At 46.5% G+C, this 22380-nt stretch carries 16 protein-coding genes; 6 read left to right on the top strand and 10 right to left on the bottom strand.

All coding sequences use genetic code 11. The features are described from left to right. Nucleotides 1–3: 3 nt before the first annotated feature. Nucleotides 4–1008 carry an NAD(P)/FAD-dependent oxidoreductase gene (locus tag KYK27_RS00245; RefSeq protein WP_199108079.1) on the bottom strand — a complete coding sequence of 335 codons (1005 nt, stop codon included), beginning with the start codon at nucleotides 1006–1008 and terminating at the stop codon, nucleotides 4–6. A gap of 157 nt (nucleotides 1009–1165) precedes the next feature. Beyond that, entirely contained in the window at nucleotides 1166–1906 is a 741-nt protein-coding gene (locus tag KYK27_RS00240; protein WP_199108078.1) for a DUF72 domain-containing protein, read from the bottom strand. A gap of 179 nt (nucleotides 1907–2085) precedes the next feature. Here KYK27_RS00240 and KYK27_RS00235 point away from each other — a divergent pair, with 179 nt between their 5' ends. The 3 genes from KYK27_RS00235 to KYK27_RS00225 all read left to right on the top strand — a co-directional run bounded on the left by KYK27_RS00235 (nucleotide 2086) and on the right by KYK27_RS00225 (nucleotide 4663). Next, complete coding sequence (locus KYK27_RS00235; RefSeq protein ID WP_199108077.1) at nucleotides 2086–2772, top strand: hypothetical protein; 687 nt, start codon at nucleotides 2086–2088, stop codon at nucleotides 2770–2772. A 122-nt stretch (nucleotides 2773–2894) separates the two neighbouring features. Beyond that, a complete protein-coding gene (locus KYK27_RS00230) occupies nucleotides 2895–3668 on the top strand; it encodes a hypothetical protein (RefSeq protein WP_199108076.1) in 774 nt (257 codons plus the stop codon). Between the two features lie 131 nt (nucleotides 3669–3799). Beyond that, nucleotides 3800–4663, top strand: coding sequence for a pirin family protein (locus tag KYK27_RS00225; protein ID WP_199108075.1), 864 nt, complete (start codon nucleotides 3800–3802; stop codon nucleotides 4661–4663). 25 nt (nucleotides 4664–4688) lie between these two features. Here KYK27_RS00225 and KYK27_RS00220 read toward each other — a convergent pair whose 3' ends face one another. Next, nucleotides 4689–5012, bottom strand: coding sequence for a thioredoxin family protein (locus tag KYK27_RS00220; RefSeq protein WP_199108074.1), 324 nt, complete (start codon nucleotides 5010–5012; stop codon nucleotides 4689–4691). A gap of 219 nt (nucleotides 5013–5231) precedes the next feature. On the opposite strand from KYK27_RS00220, the gene KYK27_RS00215 reads away from it, so the two are divergent. Both KYK27_RS00215 and KYK27_RS00210 read left to right on the top strand, forming a co-directional pair. Continuing rightward, nucleotides 5232–5513, top strand: coding sequence for a hypothetical protein (locus KYK27_RS00215; protein WP_246594247.1), 282 nt, complete (start codon nucleotides 5232–5234; stop codon nucleotides 5511–5513). 429 nt (nucleotides 5514–5942) lie between these two features. Next, complete coding sequence (locus tag KYK27_RS00210) at nucleotides 5943–6374, top strand: hypothetical protein (protein ID WP_199108072.1); 432 nt, start codon at nucleotides 5943–5945, stop codon at nucleotides 6372–6374. On the opposite strand, the gene KYK27_RS00205 is transcribed toward KYK27_RS00210, so the two are convergent. The 7 genes from KYK27_RS00205 to KYK27_RS18470 form a co-directional block, all read right to left on the bottom strand. After that, nucleotides 6371–6757, bottom strand: coding sequence for a response regulator (locus KYK27_RS00205; RefSeq protein WP_199108071.1), 387 nt, complete (start codon nucleotides 6755–6757; stop codon nucleotides 6371–6373). The two genes, KYK27_RS00210 and KYK27_RS00205, sit on opposite strands and share 4 nt — an antisense overlap. Next, complete coding sequence (locus KYK27_RS00200; RefSeq protein WP_199108070.1) at nucleotides 6732–8939, bottom strand: PAS domain S-box protein; 2208 nt, start codon at nucleotides 8937–8939, stop codon at nucleotides 6732–6734. Before KYK27_RS00200 ends, KYK27_RS00205 begins: the two co-directional genes overlap by 26 nt. 611 nt (nucleotides 8940–9550) lie before the next feature. Further along, a complete protein-coding gene (locus KYK27_RS00195; RefSeq protein ID WP_199108069.1) occupies nucleotides 9551–11194 on the bottom strand; it encodes a M28 family peptidase in 1644 nt (547 codons plus the stop codon). A 54-nt stretch (nucleotides 11195–11248) separates the two neighbouring features. After that, nucleotides 11249–11677, bottom strand: a complete 429-nt coding sequence (locus KYK27_RS00190; RefSeq protein ID WP_199108068.1) for an SRPBCC family protein — start codon at nucleotides 11675–11677, stop codon at nucleotides 11249–11251. 212 nt (nucleotides 11678–11889) lie between these two features. Continuing rightward, on the bottom strand, nucleotides 11890–12714 hold the full coding sequence (locus KYK27_RS00185) for a hypothetical protein (RefSeq protein WP_199108067.1): 825 nt from the start codon (nucleotides 12712–12714) through the stop codon (nucleotides 11890–11892). A 237-nt stretch (nucleotides 12715–12951) separates the two neighbouring features. Next, nucleotides 12952–15330: a BamA/TamA family outer membrane protein gene (locus KYK27_RS00180; protein WP_199108066.1), complete on the bottom strand. Its 2379-nt coding sequence runs from the start codon at nucleotides 15328–15330 to the stop codon at nucleotides 12952–12954. A 6-nt stretch (nucleotides 15331–15336) separates the two neighbouring features. Beyond that, the gene (locus KYK27_RS18470) at nucleotides 15337–20370 is read right to left on the bottom strand and encodes a translocation/assembly module TamB domain-containing protein (protein ID WP_370583615.1); all 5034 of its coding nucleotides are present in this window, start codon (nucleotides 20368–20370) and stop codon (nucleotides 15337–15339) included. A gap of 468 nt (nucleotides 20371–20838) precedes the next feature. Between KYK27_RS18470 and KYK27_RS00170 the strand changes: the two genes are divergently transcribed. Beyond that, nucleotides 20839–22287 (top strand): FAD/NAD(P)-binding protein, encoded by a 1449-nt coding sequence (locus KYK27_RS00170; protein WP_199108064.1) that lies wholly within the window; start codon nucleotides 20839–20841, stop codon nucleotides 22285–22287. Nucleotides 22288–22380: the final 93 nt, after the last annotated feature.

Raw genomic sequence — 22380 nt, 5'->3', positions numbered from 1 at the left:
GTGTTATAGTTCCTGTATGCCGTTTACGGTAGTGTATTTCAGTACGAATTTCTTATCCGGGTATACAATGTTGTAAGCACTCTGGGCCATTAAAGCCGCCTCATGGAAACCGCAAAGGATCAGCTTCAATTTACCCGGGTAAGTGTTAATATCACCGATGGCATACACCCCCGGAATGTTGGTAGAATAATCCACTGTATTTACTACGATCGCGCTCTTGTCCAGCTCCAGTCCCCAGGCATCAATAGGGCCGAGCTTAGGTACCAGTCCGAAAAGCGGGATAAAGTAATCTACTTCGATGTTATATGGTGTGGCATTATCTACAAGTACTGTTACGGCGTTCAGTTTACCGTTGCCGTGCACATCGGTTACGTTCGATTTCAGCAGTAGCTTAATCTGACCTTCTTCAGCCATGCTCAATACTTTCTGTGCCGATTCAGGCGCTCCCCTGAAAGAAGTGCCTCGGTGCACCAGCGTCAGGTCTTCGGCAACGCCCGCCAGGAAAATAGCCCAGTCCAGGGCAGAGTCGCCACCACCGGCAATTACTACCTTTTTGCTTCTGAAAGTTTCCGGGTCGCGCACCATATAGTTCACGCCTTTGCCTTCAAAGGTTTCCAGGTTTTCGATGGCTGGTTTCCGTGGTTCAAAAGAACCCAGGCCGCCTGCTATCACTACCACTTTACAAGCTACTTTCGTGCCTTCTGATGTCTCCACTATAAAGCTGCCGTCGTCCTGTTTGTGCAGGTGCTCTACGCGTTCGCCAAGTGTAAAAGTAGGGTGGAAAGGCTCGATCTGTTTCTCTAAATTCTTTACCAGGTCGCCGGCTAAAACTTCCGGGAAACCAGGTATATCGTAGATCGGTTTTTTAGGGTATATTTCTGATAACTGTCCGCCAACTATAGGCAGCGCATCGATAACGTGGCAGCGCATTTTAAGCAATCCTGCTTCAAAAACGGCAAACAAGCCCACCGGGCCTGCGCCAACTATACATATATCTGTCGTTAACATGTGTAAAAATTATATTCTCGTATCAGCATCTGCTGGCGGTGTAAAAGTAAGGTCATCAAACCAACTTACATAACCTTTTCTCGATTAATTAACCCTGTCGTACGCCTATTGTTTAGGCACTTTTGCATCAGGTTAAGCAATCAGATTATAACAGGTTTTAAGGCAGATTTTGTTCCTGAACTATAGCCTGTAGACGCTGGGCATTGAAAGCCGCATAACCGAGCTGGTCATTATCGAAATACACATAGACATCCAGTCCCTGTTGCTGCCAGGCACTACATCTGGCAGCCCAATCCTGCAGTGTTTCTTCCGGGTAACTGCCCTGGTACTTTGCTCCGGGGCCATGCAGCCGCACATACACAAAATCAGCAGTTACCTCTAATGGTGACAGATGATATTCCAGTTCGTAAATGCAGAAGGCAGCATTGTATTGTTGCAGCAAACTATAGATTTCGGGTGTATACCAGCTTGGGTGCCTGAACTCGAATGTGTACCTGTAGTAGGGTGGGAGTAGTTTCAAAAAATCATGGAGCCGGTCTGCATTTACGTGCCACTTAGGTGGTAGCTGAAAAAGGATGGGGCCCAGTTTCTCTTCCAGCTTATTTACGTTTTCGAAAAACCTGCTCAACCCTTCCTGGGGTTCTTTCAGCTTTTTCATGTGGGTAATATAGCGGCTGGCTTTTACGGCAAAAATAAAATCGTCGGGTACGGCAGCGCGCCAGGCCGCAAAAGTTTCGGCAGTGGGCAGCTTGTAAAATGAGTTGTTGATCTCTACTGTTCTGAAGACTTGTGTATAATACGCTGTAAAATCTTTGCTCTTTACCTCCGGCGGATAAAACGTGCCCATCCAGTGTTTGTAATGCCATCCTGAGGTGCCGATAAATATCTTCTGCTCCATCTTTTTGGGTTGAGTAACTCCGGAAGTATACTGCTATTATTTGGCTTGAGTTCCTATAGTTTAGTCGGATAAATGGCCTTCGGGCTATAGTAAAAGGCTGGTAATTAAAAGCATAAAGCAGAACCGCAACCCGGAGGCTTCGTTTATAAAGGAATGTTTTACGCTTAAACCAATAAACTATGAGAACACGAAATGAGTATGACCGCGACAGGTCTTATGGCGGATTTTATGGTACAAGTTCCGATGGCGGCTATACCAGCGATTACGATAACCAGAACAGGTCGGTGGGCAGAGATGGCGGACGTGAAATGGGTGCGGCGCGAAGCATGCGTGGCAACGACTATTACCATGACGCCGACAGGGATCGCGAAAGAAACAGCTATAGCCAGTCCGGTACCTATGGCGCACATGCTTATGGCGATATGAGTGGCGGTACACGCTACGGCGAAGGTGGCAGCACCTATGGCGGAGGCTCAGGATATGGCCACTCCAACTATGGCAGCCAGGACTACGACCGTTACAGCAACCAGAGCAGGTATGGCGGCAGCGAAGATTATATAGATTACAACAGTCGCAACTATGGCAGCTTTGCCGGCAGCCGCGAACCAGACTATAACAGCAGAGGCCATTACAACACAGGTGGCCGTGGCTACGATAGATATAACGAATACGAATCGCGAAACTATGGTATGAATACCTATGACCGTAACCAGGGATATGACCGGTCTTTTGAGGGAATGCCGCAGGGCTATGGGTCTACAAGGTATGATGAGCGCGACCTGGATCGTGAGCGAAGCGTTTACGGCAACAGAGGTAACAACGATTCCAGAGACAGGTACAATAACGATTATATATACAACAGCTAAACTATAAACGTAAAATTCAGCGTCTGCACAACCAATACAGGCGCTGCTCTTTCAGAGTGCCAACTGGATTACAACTGTAGGTTGGCTCCGAAGTAACGTGTAAAACTATAAACTATAAAGCTATGGAAAGATACGATAGAGATAAATATTACCACAGTGGCCTTGGCTCCGAGAACCGCAGAGACTGGGACCGTTCTTCACGCGACGGCGATTTTGGCCGTGATTATGAAAACCGTTTCCGCAGAGACCGTGACCGCGACGAAGAATACCGACGCCGCAATCATGAAATGAAAGACAATTACTACCGCAACACACAGGGAGACGATAACGACGACTTAAGCACGATCAGGCAAGGCTATGGCATAGCGGGTTTCGGAAATGAAGGCCGCTTTACGGATACTGGTGAAGATATAGCAGCACGCATGCGCCGCGACCGCGAAAGACTGCACGACCAGGGCTATGGGTCCGGCAGAACAAGCGGCTATAGTGGCTCCGCTTTCGGTGGGTCAAACTATAGTGCGCATGGCGACTTTGGCGGCTCCTCTAACTATGGCTCTATGAGTGGCGGAGAGGGCAACGTGGACGATTATGTATCGATGTCGGGTTATGGCGGTGGCCGAAATACAAGATCGCAACGCTATGACAGGGATAATTCGGACTATACCAGAGAAAGCTACAGGGAAAACTATGGCGACGAAGGCTTTGGCTCCAGAATGAGGATAGCTGATTTTGAAAGAAATACAAATGTTGGCCGCTATAGCCCGGATAACCAGCGCAGCTTATACACTAGTTTCAGTGATATCAGGCATAAAGACAGAGACAACTATAGAAACGACCGCAACATAGACCGTGGCGGCTACGATGATTACGATCCCAACAACAGGTGGAACTCCTGATACAATGTACAAAAGGTCGGCTGAAAGGCTGACCTTTTTGTTTAAAGGCGCAGTAAACTATAGTTGTATATTTGGTCCGGATAACTTTGCTGCCGATCTCGTACCATGTATAAGAATAAACTATAGTTGCCATGAAAAACAGAACTGTAGCACGCCTGCTGTATGCCGAAGAAGTAGATATGAACGGAGCACCGGTGCGCCAGCCTTTCCCAACTGAGCAGGTAGACCAGATCGATCCGTTCCTGATGCTGCATCATCATGTTACTACCATCTCGCCTGATATTGATCCGCGCAAGGCTGGTATTGGTCCTCATCCGCATCGGGGCTTTTCGCCGGTTACGTTTATTTACAAAGGGGGCGTGCACCACCGCGATTCCAGGCGCAATAACAGTATAGTTTATGAAGGCGGTACCCAATGGATGGATGCCGGTATGGGAATAACGCACAGCGAACGCCCGCCACACGACATTCAGGAAAGGGGAGGAGTGCAGGAAATAATCCAGATCTGGGTAAACCTGCCGCGTAAATATAAAATGAGCCAGCCCAGCTACCAGCTACTGCACGCTGCCGAAACGCCTGCTGTATCCGGGGACGGCTACGAAGTGCAGGTTGTTACCGGGAGATTTGAGGATGTAAAGGGCCCGATCCGGACGCTAACACCATTGCAGATTCTGCGCATCACTATAAAAGCAGGCGCAACATGCGCCATCCCTATTCCTGAAAATTACAATGCCGTGTTGTACCTGCTGGATGGAAAAGTAACCTTGCAGGGGTACGGTTTGGTGGAAGGGCACTATGCGGCAGAACTGAACCCAGATGGTGAAGGCTGTACGATAACTGCTAAAGAGGATACCCGCATATTACTGCTCGCCGGCGAACCGATAGATGAGGAAGTGTCGATGTACGGACCTTTTGTGATGAACACCCAGATAGAAGTTATGCAGGCGATGCGCGATTACCAGCAGGGCAAAATGGGCATCCTGATAGAAGATTAAGCTGTGTGCAACTATAGGCGGGAGGCTACACCAGTAACTTGTCCAGCATGCTTGTGATCTCTTCTTCGCTGTTTACCAGGCCGCAGTCTTTAAGCATGCCTTTTCTGTAGGTAGCTATAAATGGAGTACTACTAAACTGCACTTCTTTCCGCGAAACCGGGTTCTCCTTCGCATCCATTTTCAGGAAAAGCACATCCGTGTATTTATCATGTTTGGCAAGCGCTTCAAACGACGGTGCAAGGGCTTTGCATATCTGACAGTTCTGGTCTATAAATTTTACGATCACGCGCTCCTGCTGAAAAACAAGTTGCCTCAGATCGGCATCGGTTGCATAGTTAATAGTGGTCATTTTGCCTGTTTGGTGCATAATTCAGTAACGTAAATCAGCAGCCATAGTTAAACCGGCGCACACAGACCTTCTTTATTACCCCTGTATTTCATATCATTTAACCATTATAGAAGTGTGTTTACCAATTACAGCATTAACAATTCCAGGGATACAAAAGTTAGCATTAATTTTATAAAAAGATTGAACTTAGTCAGAAGCCCGCTTGTATAGTAGATAGTTATGATAATCGCAATGGAAGAGCTAGAGAGATTAAAAAAGGGTCTGGAAAACAGCCAGACAATGGTGTTAAAAGAAAACGGAGAGGGACTTAACTGTTCATTTATCCGATATGGATTGGTGCAGGATAATTTCCTGGTTAAAGACGAGGAACTGGCAACTGCGCTCTCAGAAACCGGCCTGAAAGGTATTGTGGAAGGTAACAACTTTGAGCGCCTGCGCAATAACTATGGCTGGCTGTCGGTTCGTGTAAAATCAAGGAAACTGCTTAAAGAACTGAAGTAAGAACTATAGTTGCGCTCTACACTAGGAGCATGCATAGTTCTGTTTCTATAAAGATCAGATTAAAAGACATTTCAATAAGGTTTACCTATTTTAAAGCCATTTTTTTAATGGCTTTAATTTTTCTAATTGTAGTAAATTCATATCGCTGCAATATTCCTTCTCTTCCTGAACCCACTGATCTTATCAAATTTTGCTGCCCCAACTATAGGCTGATTGCACTATCTCATTCAGACAAACTATAAAATGTACTGGCTGGCTATTGGGTTATAGTTACTATGAATTATAGAACTATAGTCAGAATAGCATAGGAAGTTTAGCTAGTAAAACCTAACTAAAACTTGGCATAGTGAACTTTACAGGATAAGGCATAGTTTTGGGTAAGATATCCGGAAGTGATATTATTTAGCCAAACCCTCTACTTAAGACATCTTGAAAGATCTACTCAAATCGTATTACGCTGAGTTAACGGCAGCCTTGCCTGCACTTTACACTCCAAAGGATTTTTGCAGAAACCAGGTACTGCCCCTGCTGGCCGAAGAAGTGCCTGTTCCGTCGACAAAGAAAATAACCTACTACATAGAAGAACTTGATAAACTGGAAACCATACCAGCTTGTGCACTCGAATTCTGTGGCTACGAAACTATAGATGCAGAGCATTACTTTTTCTTTTACAAAGCTGATCCCCAAAAGCTGTATGGTAAGTTTAAGAAGCTGGAGCGTGTATTGCGTGCAACTATAGCCTTAGTTCCCTTACAGGGTTTTATGCGCTTGCTGGTGCAGCACGTAGAGGCCATTCCGGAAAGTTGCTTTGTCAGAGATCATCACTCTTTAACCAATTACCGGCAGTTAATGGCGGGTTAAACTCCCTCTTTTATCCGGTCTATTTCGCATTCGTCGAGTGGTTTTCTCAGGAAACCGCTGACAAGTCTGTAACTCAGGGCCAGCTCTTTTTCATGCACATTTACAGAAGATGTAAGGATGTAAATGTTGCTTTTGCCAAGGTACCGGTCTTCCTGTTTGGTCAGTATATCCAGGAAATCCCAGCCGGTAAGCCCGGGCATGTTAAGGTCGAGGAAAATAACTTCAGGGAGCTTGGTTTCCGGAATGTGCTGCAATTTTTCGAGGGCCGGCTGAGCAAACAGGTAACATTCTACCTTGCGGGCAAAAGCCGCTGTTTCCAGTAGTGTTGATGTCAGGAAGATACTTATCTCGTCATCATCAATTATATACGCCCTTTCGATCATGCTGCTGCGCCCTGAAGAATACCCGGAATGTAGTGCCGTGCCCTTTCGTGCTATCTACATCAATGGTGCCGCCTATGGCTTCCACCTGAGATTTTACGAGATATAAACCAAGACCCGTTCCTTCAGTATGTACATGAAAACGTTTATAAAGTTTAAAAATGTGAGGACGTACTACCTCCATATCCATGCCCAGCCCGTTGTCCTGCACCAGTAACGATATTCCCTGGGGTGTATGCTCTGCTTTCAGCCTTAAATGAAGCGTTCTGTCCGTAGAGCGGTACTTGATAGCATTTGTTACCAGGTTATGCAGCACACTATGCAGGTAAGCTCTTTTCGCGGTTAGCAGTAAGCCATTTGGTATCTGCAGCTCTATAGTTGCCTGCAGGCTGAAAAGTGTGTCCTGCATGCTGTTCAGCACTTCTTCGCTTATACTTTTCAGATCTATTGTTTCGGCAACGTCCCCGTTTTCAGGGTTTTTGATGGATAATATCTTGCTCAGGTCACAGATCACGTTATCGAGGCGCAAAACAGATTTATCCAGGCTTTGGAGGGCAGTGGTATAGTTCGGTGTGTTAATATCCAGTTTAGGCAGAATGCGGGTCAGGCCTATCATGTTAGCAACAGGAGCGCGTAGGTTATGCGATACGATATAGGTAAACTGCTGCAGGTCGCGGTTCTGCATCACCAGGTTCTCATTCATCTGCAACAGCTGCTCTTCGGCAAATTTACGGTCCGATATATCGGTATAGATTACGATGAACTTTTCAACTTTATCCTCCTCGTTCAGGATCGGGGTAATATCGGCAGCGATCCAGATCTTGCCGCCGTCCTTTTTGTAGGTAAGCAGCTCCTCCGAAAATGGAATAGCCAGGCAAAGCAGCCGTTTCAGGTTGGTAATATCCTCTTTATTAGTTTCCTGGCCCTGCAATTTGGTGATAGGATCCTGGTGCAGCATTTCTTCCTGGGTAAAGCCGGTAAGCTTGGTAAACGAAGCATTTACCCATTCTACTTTACCTTTTTTATCTGTAATAATAACGCCGTTGGTCGTTTTGCTTGCTACCAGCGAAAGTTTTTTCAGCTCGTTCTGGGCTGTGTTTTTAGCAGTTATATCCGTAAAGCAAACCGCAATGCCATCCTCGAAAGGGTAGATCTTATAGCTGGTAGTTGCCTGTATCGTCTCAATATATTCTTCAAACTCAATGGCTTCGCCGGTCGACATAACCTGCTGGCATTTATGATAGAAAAGTGTGCGCACAAGTTCCGGTGAGTTCTGCCAGATGTTGCGGTTGATGATGCTCTCGGCAGGGACTTTAAAATAATTGGCAAAGGTGCGGTTAGCGTAAGTGAAGCACCATTCCCTGTTAAGAGCAAAAAAGCCTTCGGTTATACTGCCAAGGATGTTGCTTAGCTGCGCAGCCTGTTCTTTCAGTAACCTTTCGGATAACTTTATCTGTGTAATGTCTTTTGCAATGCAATGTACCGCCGTTATTCTGTTGCCAAGCCATACGGGTACAAGCGTTACGCAAAGATCCAGAAGCTCCTCATTTTTATTGATAATCCTTGTTGAGAAGGTATGCGCGCCGCCGCTTATCACTTTCCGGAATGCCTGCATAGCTTCCTGCAAATGAGATGGGGCAATATAATGGGTAAAGTGTTTACCTATAGCTTCCTGGGGAAAGTAACCCGAAATACGCGATACGCTGTCGTTGCTTTCATTTATCAGACCGATTTCGTTCATTGTAAAAACAAGGTCCGGGTGATTGAAGAACAGGGCTTTATAGTAAGCCTCACTTTTTTCGCGCATGCGCATCAGCTCCACTTCCTCGGTTATATCCCGTGAGTTGGTTACATATCCCTGAATAATAGGGTTATCCAGCATGTTGGTGAGTACCATGCTTAGCCAGCGCCAGTTGCCGTTTTGATGCAGGTACCGGAATGGCTGAGCTTTTATCTGCTTTTGGGTTTTTATATTTTCCAGCAGCTCAAAGATATAAGGCAGGTCTTCAGCATGAATATGATGCAGCGCATTATTACCAACAAGCTCAGTGGTTTTAAATCCGAAATGAAGTTCAACTGAATTGCTCACATACTTATAGATACCGGAAGGATCTATAATGGTGATCATGTCATGGCTGTGCTGTAAAATAGTACTATAGAACTCAGAAGTAAGCGTGCTATTCATTTAAAAACCCGGCTAAAAGTTGGCTCTTACCTGTTGTGTTTTCAGGTAAAATAGCTACAAGTATAGAGGGTAATCAGCTTATAACCTAGCATGTTATTACATTTTTGTTTGGTGTATTAATTTGTATAATTTAAGGAAGTTTGGTTTTTGTTTAGATTTGATAATATAGTTGTATATGAATATTTTATACTTGTTTTGATCAGTCTTTTATAGTTGCTGGTGTTACATGTAAGTATAACTTTATAAAGGGGATGGTTTGGTTTGGAAATATGTTGCAGACGTTCCTACAGGGGTGTTAAAACAGAAACTATAAAACTATAGCCACCGACTATAGCAATATCAGAAATTCCCCTCTTGGGAGGGGTAGGGGTGGGTTAAAAACGCTTACTATAAAATGATAACCTCAACTATAGCAAAGGCAGCAATAACTCCCTGCCTTAGACAAGGAGGGGCCGGGGGTGGTTAAACCACTCTAGCTATAGAACAATAGACACCAACTATAGCAAAGCTCCAAACCCCTTCACGTTTTCAGAACCGGAAAAGGCTTAAACCAAAACCAAAACAGCCGGCTCATCTTTGAACCGGCTGTTTTAATAACTGGAAACTATAGTTTACTGCGCTGCTCTTGTGCCGAAAAAATCATCTTTGTTCCAGGTTGGTCTTTCTGGTTGATTGGCAATTAAGTAACCGATCAGGAAATTAAGCTGGGTGTACTTTTTACCGGCCTCATAATCGAAAATACCATCTGGGCCATCCTGTGGTTTGTGGTAGTATACCTCACGCCATTTCTTTACAGTTTCATCCAGGTTATTTTTCCCATCTGCCGTTTTATTACCATACTTAATGTGCAATGCCGGCACACCCTGTACCACGAAACTATACTGGTCGCTGCGAATAAAGCGGTTCTGTTCCGGTTCAGGGTCTTCTTCTACGGTTAAGCCCATGTATTTACTGGCCTGTGCTACCTGGTTTGCCAGCGAAGAATGTTGCGCACCCAGTGCCACCACCGACAGTAAAGGTGCAATAATAGCCGGCATATCCGTATTCACGTTGGCGACCATGCTTTGTGTTGGTACAGTAGGGTGGTTAGCAAAATAGGCAGAACCAAGCAGGCCCATTTCTTCAGCGGTAACCATAACCAACAGCACCGAACGCTTCGGTTTTACTTTAATGTTGTTATAGATTCGGGCGATCTCCAGTAAACCGGCAACACCGGACGCATTGTCGTGGGCACCGTTGTAAATAGAATCCCCATTGACAGGTTTGCCAATGCCAACGTGGTCCAGGTGGGCGCTGTGCACAACGTATTCGTTTTTGAGTTTAGGATCGGAGCCGGTTATTTTACCAACTACATTGTAGCTTTCAATATCCTGGTAAGCAGAAGTATAGTTTGCTTTGATGCTTGCCTGCAACGTAGCGGAGGCAGGTTTGCCCGCTTTTATACTTGCCTGTGCTTTGCCCAGATCCAGGTTACTTTCTTTAAAGAACTTCTCCAGGGTATTATAGCTCAGGTTGGCTAAAAGTTTGATATCATCCGATACATAAGAGCGCGAAGCACCCACTTTACCATCAGGAGTCATCACACTATAAACACCATTCTGCAGGTTTGGCACTCTGGATCGTTCGTTAGGGGCGGCAACTATAACGCCAACTGCGCCATGTGCTGCCGCATTTTTAAGGGTGTTCTGCAGGTCCATGCTATAGTTTGCAATTGTGTTCGGAAATTGCTCAGGTGCTCCCCTGAAAACCACCACAATCTTGCCTTTCGCGTCTATACCGGCGTAATCGTCATAACCCATATCCGGAGCAGAAATACCGTAGCCAGCAAAAACCAATGGCGCTTCTATCGTTACACTTTGCTGTACCGGGTTCGGGTAGATCACGGCATCGTTACCCATTGCCAATACCTGTTGTTCGCCTTTGCCATTGATGGCGGTTATAGTTACATCCGCGCCGGTTTTAGCCTGGCGGAGGCGCACGGTCTGCAGGTACGTATTGTTCTCGCCCGCAGGAGCCACACCTGTTTTCTTAAACTGATCGATCACATAATCCACGGCCATCTGGTAACCCGGCGTGCCCGGCTTACGGCCCAGTAATTTGTCATCCGCCAGGTAATCAATGTGTGCTTTTATAACAGCGGGTTCCACCTTCTGCATGGCGTTTGCCACTTTTTTATCAACTTTTATAGTTTGCGAAAAAGCAGTTCCGGCTGCCAGCAGGCAGCTCACCAGGGCGTAAAGTTTATAGTTGCGCATAATTAGCTCAGGGTATTTATGATAAATGGATATTTAAAAATCGATAAGTAAATGTCAGGAGTTCTGCTCTGCAAGTGCCTTTATCTTTTGCAGCGATGTTTCGGCAAACTGAACAGACATATCGTAATATTGTTGCGCCTTAGGCACCGGGGCAAAATCGCCTATTTCAAAATCCAGCACAGTATGGTTGTGGTCAGGCTTTAATATAAAACGATAGGCAATGTTATATGCACTCGGGTCCAGGTCGATGTTAGGAAGATGGACAGTTAAATTCAGTTGCCTGTTTACTTCAAAAGTTGAAACAGTTAGCGTTGAGAAGCCTTCGTAATGAATGACGCTGCCTTGCTCAATGTGCTCATTTCCGAAATTCTCGGGCATCTCTTCCCACTGGCGCATATAGGCAGGGTTTGTCAACACTTCCCAGATCTTTTCTGCGGATGCCTGTATCCTTACCTGATCCTTAACTATAAATAAATCCTGCATCGCTTTTTTAAATTTCGCTATATGCTTTTGTAAAGCCTAAATTTTAGTGACCTGAAAGTTCAGGATGTTCAATATAGCATTAGCCTTAAAAATAACTCTAGAATATAGTTGCCAACAACAATCCTGATCAGAACTTGCTATGGTGCGCCAATGCGCTATAAGCCGTGTTGGGTAAAGTACTTGCTATAAATTTATGTGCTGGCGCTGTAACATTAATTGCACGACATGTAAGAGTAATCCCATTTCCTCTTTACAAAATTGCTGCCTTGTGGGTATACCTGTTCTGCTCTAGTAGGATAGCCTCGCTCTGAATAAGTATAATCAATTTTATAAGTTTGGGAGGTATAGATGGAGCCGTCGGATAACTTTGCAGTTTGGCTGATAATGTTGTGCTGATGAGGGTAACCCCAATTAACTTTAATAGCTTGTAATGCGTCAAAAGCAATGTAAGGTGACTTTTTATCATCGTACTTTAGCTCAACTTCATAATCTAAATCCTGATCTTCGTTTATCTCCTTCACCTTTACCCCAATCATTAAACCGTTTGTATAAGTATAATCCTGTGTCTCGGCCAACTCATTGCGGAAAAATTTCCTGTATGACTCCAACTGCTTATCTGAGTTATAAATGTATTCATACCTGTTGATTTCCTCTAATCCCCAGCTTTCATTTAAGTATGTGTATGCCACTTCTAACTGGCCAAGGTGATTGTATTCAAAAACTTGATGAGTTATCATCTTATTGGTTTCGGAATGAGAAGACTCTGTCTCAATTTTGATGATTCTGCCCTCACTATCATATTTATAATTATCTACGCTAATCCAATCAGGGATATATAGGGAGGTCGTGCGGACTTTGTTTAATCGATTATTGTTATCGACGTAATAAGCATGGGTTAACTGATCTTCAATTTTTTCTTGATATCCAATCAAAGTTTCAACCGTATTTTGAGCTAGACACAATTCGGGCTGATCTTCTTTATTGCACGAGCCCAAGAAAGCAAAGAGTAGCACGAAGTAAAGTGATTTTATTTTCATTTGAAGAAGATTTAAGGTCTATATTTCGAGCTTTGTTTACTGTTTTAGAAGTAAATTTAGAATCTCTGCACTAATGTTATATCACTTCAACTACTGTCTTCACCTTTGCTCTCCTGTCAATGTGATGTGTAAGCTATTTAACTAACTATAAATAACATTTATAAATTCCTATGTATTCAGGCAATCATTAGGATAAACAAATATAAGATAAGTAGCCGGAAATGTGCAGTTTATAGTTTAGAAAGGATAGCCGATGGCAATGTTTAGGGTAAGGCTGTTATCGCCCTTAAAACCGAACTTGAGATCGGACAACACATTCTGTTCTCCGTCCGGCATGTTAGGTGAGCGTACGGGTATACCCACATCAAAGCGCATCACAAAAAAATCAACATCAATACGTAAGCCGAAACCTGTACCAACGGCCAGTTGTGACATAAATTCGTTTCCCTTAAACAACCCACCGGGTTTATCAGGCTCTCCATTTGGTTTTAATGTTTCATTCAGCAGCCAGATGTTACCTGCATCAACAAAAACAGCCCCTTTAAAAAAACCTGCCAGCGGAAAACGATACTCAATGTTTGCTTCCAGTTTCATGTCGCCGGTCTGGTCAAAGTAAGAGAACGTCAGTGAATCAGGAGCGTCGTATGTGCCGGGGCCTATACTTCTGGCCCGGAAAGCGCGGATACTGTTTGGGCCGCCAATTGAAAATTGTTTTACATAAGGCAGTACCGTAGAGTTGCCATGCGCATAACCAATACCGGCCAGAAAACGGGTCGCGATCTGGCTCTCATTCCCGAAATTAAAGTAGTAGCGAAAATCGTTCTCGGCGCGCACATACTGCGAATAGGGTTTGCCGAAAATGGTGCGCGGCATATCTTCTTCAGGATCCTCAGCACCGGTCAGCGATTGCAGGCCATTTATCAGGTTGCCCGAACCATCCAGCGTAAAGTTGTCGAAGAACTGGTGCGTACGGTTAGTTTCCAGTTGGTTGGTAAATGTAAACTGGTAAATAGAGCCGATGATGAACTGGTCCTCAAAACTTCGGCGCAGGAACTGGTTTTGAGCAAGCAGTGTGTCAAAAGCTATAGTTGTATTAGCCAGCTGCACATACTGTAAATTGATAGGCGTCACATCGTGGGTAAATTCTTTTTTGGGCCGCCAGTTGTAAGAATACGAAGCGTTAAAAGAATTCATCTGGAAATACTGTACCCGGTTCAGGAAATTGAATCCCAGGCCTATGCGCGTTTTCGGTACGAACTCAGTACGCAGGTTACGCAGCTCAAACGGCGAAACTATACGCGGAATGGTAAGGCTGGTTTGTACGCCCAATTCGTAAGAGCTCAGGTTTTTATTGAGATCTTGCTGGCCTTCCGGCGGTGTTCCGGAGCCACGGCCACCCACCTGGCTCTCAAAGTTTCCGATGAAATCGACAGAGAGCAGTTCTGAGCCCTTTAACGCATTCCGGTTGCGGAACGAGATGGTAATGCCCGGCCCTGCAAAGTTGTTGGACTTGCTGACATACCGGCCCTCCATGCGCAGCGTTTTTTTGAAAGCAGGAGTGAGGTAAATAAAGCTGTCGAGTTTGCCCGTCTGTGTGGTGTCGGGTTTATAGTCTATGTTCACATACTTGTAAGCGGGCAAACCGGCAAGCCTGTTTATAGTTAGCAGGTGGTCTTGGCGGCTGTACAAACTATCCTGCTCTAAAAATACACCCCGGAGCAAATGGCGCGCCCGTACATAGTTTTCATTCGGGATATAATGGAAGCCTTTATAGTCTATTGTGTCGCTCACCGAAAGGCTGTCGCCCAGGTTATAGTTGGCAAAAATGTAGATGTCATCAATTTTATAGGGGCGCAGAGAAGGACTCGGCACATCTTTTTTCAATCGCATTAAAACATCGGCCTGCCGGTTGCCTACCGTAGTATCCACACTAAAAATAAGCATGTCGGGGCTGAAGTAGTAATAGCCTTTGTTTTTAAGATTGGCATCTATACGAACCCGTTCGCCGGTCATTTTCTCCAGGTCATACGGTTCGCCGGGAATTACTAAAGACCCGGCTTCAGTAGCCTGGATATCCTGGTGCACGGGTAGCGAGTCGGCCAAGGTGTATTCTATTTTACGGATGCGGTAAGGTTCGCTTACAAATGCCCGCCAGTCTATAGTTGCTTTTTTGACTTTGATGTTGGTTTTACTCTGTACGGCATTATTAAAGTAGCCACGGTTGTGTAACCGGCTGCTCATGATCTCATTCACGTTACCGGTATCTACTGCCGAGATCAGCACCGGCGGCTCGCCCAGTTTGGTCTGTATCCAGTGCTTCAGGCCTTTTTCTTTTTCAGTATAAAATGTGTTGTAGATAGCCAGTTTAGGCCGCATGCCAAGAATAGAAAAGTTAGGCTTCGGGCGTACAGTTGCCGATAGTTCCGTTTCCATCAGCTTCTGGCGGTTGCTACTATCGTTTTTGCCATCTACCTGCACATTAAAACCGGTAAATAGCGCGTCGTCGGCGGGTACGCGCTTGGTGCCGGCACACCCCGAAACTATAAGCAACACAAAGGCAGCCAGCACCTTGCCGTATTTTCTGAAAGTAAAGTTTACAGGTAAAGCTGCGAACATATAGGGTTATTTTGTAATGTCTTCTTCTAATTTTTTAGCTGCCTCCAGCTGGCGTTCCCGTTCTCTTATATGGCGACTCTGCAGGTCCCGGAACAGGTCTGAGAAGTTATCGTATTCCCGCTGGTAAATAAGGCCGGCCCCGGTAGCACGCACATCACCTTCCAGAAAATCTCCGTACTGGTTCCGCTGGAAAGCCTGAATTCGCAGCCTGCCATCTTCTGTAAGCGAATATTCTACGGAAATATCACCTCCGAACGCGCTCATGTTACTTTGTTCCCGCTGACCGCCCTCCAGCCCGATGTCGGTACCAACGCGCACGGTTAAACGGTCGTTGAGGAACTGCTGACGCAAAGCCACATTCAGGTCGGTGCGGCCCTGTGCGGAGCCGGAGGAATAGTCTTCGTAGGAATCTACGCCTAATTCCAGGCCAAGGCCACCTGCGTAGCGCTGGGTAAGGTTGTTAAGCTGATCTGTCATTACCTGGCTTAAACTGTTGCGGGCCGTAGAAGCAAAGCCACCACCGGAGCTTGTAAACGGATCGGGTGCCATAAAGCGGTTAAGTACGAGCAGGGAGAAAACCTGTTTGTTCATTTCTGCTTCGTCGGTGCGCAGGTTGCCCAGGCTGGTTGCCACTTCGCGCGGCAGCTGGCCCCGCTGGTTTTCTGCAGCCTGTATGTCAAAACTAATTTCCGGTTTCAGCATCTCACCCTCCACATTCACAAAAACCTGGAACGTGAACTGGTTACGGAGCACCGGGTCCTGTGTACCTCCAATCTGCGAGGCAACCAATTCCATTGGCGCAGTCTCTACGTTATAAATGGCTGTAACCTGCATGTTGGCTTGTAAAGCGTCGCCGGTCCAGGCAATGTAGCTACCTTTCTCAATGTCCAGCTCCCGCGATACCAGGTCGTAAAAATCCATGCTATACTTGCCTTCGGTTATCTCGTATCTGCCTGACATGTTGATCTGCCCGGATGGCGTCATGCCAATGAATAGTGGATCGGCGTTGCCTTTCACGACAAGGTTATCGCCGGTGATAGGGTCCAGGATTATAGTTACAGGCGTATCGTCGGTAACGGTAAGGCGGGTGCTTACATCAGGGCCTACAAAGCCGGTTATTTGCGTGGTGTCAGCCTGTTTCTGGCCAATTATGGCTGTGAGCGAGTCGTTCAGGTTCACAAATTCTACGATTCCATCCCGCTCTGCAGCGCCCACCTCGGCGGCCGGAATTACAAGCGTGAAATCGGAGCCCTTAAGAATTTTTACAGTTGACTCTACCACAGGCACAGAAAAGTCGCCTCCTATAGTTGCATCTGCATCAATAAATACAGTGCCATAGTAAAGGTCATTGTCCTGGGCGGTAGAGTTAAGTGCCAGGAATTTATCTGTGCTGGCTGTCAGGTCGAAGCGGTACTCGGTATAGTTCTGTGTAAAGATATTTCCATTCACCTCAAGCGTATTTCCCAGCGAATCTGTTAAAGTAAAATCAGGTAAGCTGATGCCGTTCTCGTTAAACACCATGCGCTCGTTCTGTAATTTGTAAAGCGATCCGAGCTGGGTTATGGTAAACTGGGCCTGGTTAAAGTTAATATCTCCGAGTATGTTCGGGTCGGCTAATGTGCCGGTAATGCGCAGGTTCCCGCTGGCGCTGCCATCCATGTTTTTAACCGCTCCGGCAGTAAAGCCCTGCAACGATTTTAAGTTGATGCTGGATATGTTCGCTGTCAGGTTGAGTAGCGTTGCATTAGGCTGCGACTCTATAAAGCCGTCTATCAGCATTTGGTTTCCTTCGTCGGTCAGGCGGGCATCTATAGTATAGCGATTGTTTGCTGCTGTGCCGGCTACCAGGGCCAGGTCACCGACTGGAACGCCTTCATAAGTAAAGTCCGTAACGGTTATATCAGAGGTAAAGCCCGGCGCATCAGACATAATATTTCGCAGCGTGGCCTCTCCGTTTATAGTTCCGCTCATCAAACTGTCGCTTTGCTGGAAAGAACGTGTCAGGTATTCTATCTCGAAATTTTTGAAGGTGGCGATCAGTGGTGCTGTCGGACCGACCGGACCCTGGCTGTTCAGCCCCAGCGCCATGTTGTTGTGCTGCAGGTTAATGTTGTTGGCGTAAATAAAGTTGGTATCGAACTGCAGGTAATTGTCTTCAGGTACGGTCCAGGTATCGCCGTTAATAACGAGCTGTTCCGGGTTAAAAGAGAACCTGTACCCACGGCCCAAACTGTTAAGCACGCCACCAACTATAAATTTTGCCTCCGTGCTGTCCTCCGCCACCGAAAGCCGCATTAACAGGTCGTTATCGCGGGCAGCGCCAGTCAGAGCAACATCTTTTGCCCGTAAGGACGGCGACAGGAGCTGCGTCAGGTCGGCGCTATAGTTCATTTTTTCGCGGTCGCCGCGCACCTGTAGCGTAAGGCCGTTCAGGGTATAGTCGGTGTACTTTATTTTACTGAAACTGCCATCCATTTTAAAGGTCTGGGTTTCGCCATCGTAAGAGCCGGTCAGCGGTCCGGAAGGCTGCAGTTGTTCCAGGCCAGGTACAAAAGCTGTAACTATAGCCGGCTTCCTTAGGTCAATGTCGAAAGCAAAATCTTCGAGGTTCAGGTTAGCCGGGAATGGCGGATCAGGTTGCAGGTCGAAGTAATTGGAAAAGTGCTTCATGAGCGCTGTCGGCAGTGTTGCTAAGGTATTGCCAAACTGCATGTTGGCTGCCATAACATCAGAGCGCACCTGCACTTCGGTATTCCCGGTCTGCTGTTTTAAAGTAAGCAGCAGCGAATCAACAGGGTATTCTTTCTTATCATACTGCACTACCAGTTGGCGGGCATCCATGGTTCCGCTTAGCGTGCTGGCATCGGCTCCTGTAAAGTTGCCTTTCATCTTGCCCTTTATGCTCAGTGGCTCGGCGTAAAGGTTTAGTGCCTGCAGGTTTGCCTGGTTCAGGTCCAGCGTAAAGTTATAGTTTGGTTTTTCTGAGTTGCGCAGGTTAAAATTACCATTCAGGGCCAGGTCGAGGTTCTGGTCTTTGGTGCGCGCTTTTACAGCATACAGGTTTTTGTTGATGTCTGCCTCCAGGTCAATGTCTTTGTACGTGTAGTTGTTGTATTCAAATTTGCTGAGATCGGCTTTTACATCGGCAACCATGGTTTCAGGGGTAAGTCCCTGGCCTTTGGCTGTAATGGTACCGGCTATAGTTCCGAGTCCCAGGCTGTCGGTAAAGAGTTCGTCCAGGGCAAAGCCACCGGTTTTTATAGTTGCGTTAAAAGAATCATTCTTGCCCATATCCACATCGGCTACCAGGTTACCAATGGAGCTGTTAATCCTGGTGCGGGCATCAAAATTGGTCAGGCTACCTTCCACAACGCCCTCTATGCTTACCCGCTCCGGAATGCGGATGTTAGGCGGAATGGTGCCCGCAGGAGCTAAGGCCAGTATCGTTGCGCGCGTGGTTTGCAGTTGGTTCACATCCAGATCCAGGAACAGGTTATCGGGGTCGGTGGCGTTGCGGATGTTGCCGCTTACATGAACTATAGTCCCGTTCAGTCCCGAAGCCCGAAGGTTGCGTACGATCATATTATCTATAGTCCCCTGCACGTCGCCGCTGAGTTGCACCGTAGAATTAGCAATGCTTTTAAAGGATGGGTTGGAGCGCAGTTCCGGCATAAAGTACAGCACATCCTGCATTGCAATGCGGCTGTCCACGATGTTCAGATCGAGTTGGGTATTGCCCGGCTTTTCGGCCAGTGCATCCAGCGAACTATAGCGCATGGCCAGGTCGCGTTGTATGTGGCTTTTGCCGGTTTTCAGGTCTAGGTTAGTCAGTTTAGTCTCAACTGAATCGAATAAGATGTTTGCCTGGAAGTTCTCTACCCGGAAGCCACTTTTCTCTTTCAGTTGCAGTTGTTTTAATTCAGCCTGGGTGCGGTTTAAACTATAGCTCAGGTCGCTGGCCTGCAGCACCACATCGGTAAAATAGAGGTGGTCGTAATCCATGCCGCGCGGCTGGGCCGGTGTATTAAAGTTGTCGAATTTAATGTTGACACCGGAGATATCGGTTTCGCCTAACGTTACCACCCAGTTTACCGGCTGGCCCTGCTTTTTTTCAACTGATTCGTCGAGGTCGCGCACAATTTTGGCTGGGTTCACAGCCAGCGAATCAGATGGTTTATATTTTTCCTGGGCGTACACGATAGTGGAGTTGTGCAGGTCCAGGTTGCTGAGGTCTACGCGGGCGTTTGGCAGGTCAATGTTGTCGGAAGTCAGGTTGGCTTTCCCGAGATCCACTTCAATGCGCTGTTCGGCCACCCGGTTCTCGTAGCGTAATCGTATTTTTTCCAGATCTACTTTATTCAGCCCGAAATCAAAAGCGATCGGTTGCGGCTCCGACTCAGGTGCCAGCTTCGTCTGGATGATGTTTATCCAGGTATTTTTGAGCTCCACGTTATCTACCAGGTATTTCTGTTCTTCCAGGTTCAGCTCATCCATCGTAGTGCTTAGCTGGCCTATGTGTGTTTCAACCAGGTTTCCGCCGGCTTCGTCTTTAAAGCTTACCCGTACATCATTCAGGTTTATAACGTCCAGGTTAATGGCCAGGGCCGAGGTGTCGGCAGGAGTTGTAGTAGCCGTCGTATCAGTAGCGAAGGCATCTAACAGGAAATCGAAATTGGAGGTACTATCGGGGTTAATGTGCAGATTCAGCCGTGCGTGGTCCAGGTCAATTTTGCTGATATCGTATGTGCCACTCAGCAGACCGAGAATGTTCATGTCCACACCCAGGCGCTCACTGTACCAAAGGGTATCCTGTTGCTGGTCTTCGATGTACACTTCCTTCAATACAAGGGCATTTCGCCAGTCGGTTGTAAAACCGCCGATCTCCACTTTTGTGCCGAGCATGCCTTCGAGGTAATTCGCGCCCTTTTTTGCAGCAAAGTTCTGCACCCCCGGAAACTGCAGCGCAATTACAAGGATGACAACAACTCCAATAATAAATACTAACAGCCACAGGATGACCTTGGCTGTTACTTTTCCGATATGTTTAGCCGATGCGATATGTCTGTCAGAGTTAGGTTCTGAATTGCCTTTACGGAATTATACAAACAAGGATGGGCGCTATATAGGTATTTCATTGATTATCGATTATTCATATGGGTTTATGAATTGGTTTATATCCGGGAGGTATAGCTAAGAAGTACAATTTATAGTTGACCGGAAGGTAGATCTCAAACTATAGTTGCTAAAACTGAAGTTCAGGAAAGAGGATTATATGGGGGCCTGGGGCAGGCTATGAAATCTGATATTTATCAGGCAGCCTGCACTTTTATGTCGTAAGCGTGGGCTTAAGGACGAACTCTGCAAAATATATTCCCGTAAAATCAGATGTTTTGACACACCTTGGTTTGTGCATGGGCACATCCTGCTATTCTTTATTGTACAGGCTTCCAGGATAGGTTTCGCTTGTCTGACTTGTGTAAGGTTTATTTCACCTAAGATAGAGCACCTATGGCGATTGCAATTATTGGAGGAGGCCTCAGTGGCACGTTAACAGCTATTCATTTGCTGCGGAGCGCCAGGGGTAGTAAGATCATCTACCTGGTAGAGCAGGACCGGTACAGAATGAACCGTGGAATAGCTTATTCCAGTCAGCTGCCTTTTCAGCCCTTAAATGTGCCTGCCTTAGCCATGAGCCTGTTCCCGGAGCAGCCCCTCGATTTTTATGACTGGCTTACGGTACAGCAGCACCGCTACGAAAAGCATTTGAACATACCTGTCAGCAAAGACGACTTCATTCCCCGGTTTATTTTCGGCGATTACCTGAAGAGCAGGTTAGAGGAAGCAGAGGTGCTTGCTTCAGAAAATGTAAAGCTTATAAAGATGTATGATGAGGCGCTGGCTGTTTACAAACAAGGCAATTCTTTTCAAGTTAAGTTTAAGGAGCACGAAGCTATAGTTTCAGATAAAGTAGTGTTGGCAATGGGTAATTTTCCGCCGGCTGATCTGCCAATTCCCAATAAAGCATTTTATCAGAGCAGTAATTATGTTGCATCGCCCTGGAGTGCAAAAGGCCTGGCAAACCTGGATCCGGAATCTCCACTACTACTAATCGGCTCGAGCCTGACAATGGTAGACCTGGTGGGCAGCCTGCAGGCAGAAGGCCATAAAGGGAATATCTACGTTGTATCGCGCCATGGATTATTACCGCAGGCTTTTGATGTAAACACGCCCCTCTACGATCACCTCAAACTTCCTGATCTCAGCGCTTCCTTATCCGTATCAGAGCTGTTCCGGATCATCCGGGATGAGATTAAGAAGGCAGAAGAACAAGGTTATAGTTGGCGCAGCGTGCTGGACGCGATGCGTGTGCATATCCCGGCCATCTGGCAGGCCTTTTCATTATTGGAAAAGAAACGGTTTATGCGTCATGTGCGCCCTTACTGGGAAACCCACCGCCACCGCATGCCAGCCAGTTCCGCAGCCATGCTTCAGGAGTTACAGAAGCAGGGCCGTTTAGAACTGATTGCCGGAACTATAGTTGATATGGAAACAGAAGGGGAGATGGTCTGCGTAACTATAAAAAGGCGGAAACAAACTATAGCTCAAACTATAAACGTAAGCCGCGTGATCAACTGTACAGGCCCTGAGAGCGACTACACAAAAATAAAGCTGCCCCTGGTGCAGCAATTGCTTACCGATGGCCTTATAAAACCTGATAGCTTAAACCTGGGGCTGGTAACTGCAGAAGAGGGGACACTGGTAAATGAAAGCGAGATTCCGGTAGAAGGCTTTTATGCGATAGGCCCAGCCCGGAAAGCAACACTGTACGAGTCTACAGCCCTTCGGGAAATACGGCAACAAGCCAAAGACCTGGCACACCGGTTACTGCAGGAGAATAAGCTGTGCGGAACGAAGTGCCTCTCTCCATCACCATCCGATGAAGCCTTGCAACTATAGTTGATAATCAAAGCTCTCGCTAGTGTCCCGAGAGTGTGAGCTGCCTCTGGCCGCGTTAAACTATAGTTTATAGTTTAACGGCTGTTTCGGACA

Source organism: Pontibacter populi (assembly GCF_019336435.1).
In the GTDB taxonomy this organism is placed as follows: Bacteria; Bacteroidota; Bacteroidia; order Cytophagales; family Hymenobacteraceae; genus Pontibacter; species Pontibacter humidus.
The sequence above is the reverse complement of the archived record's forward strand: the minus strand, read 5'-3'. Positions and strand labels throughout refer to the sequence as shown.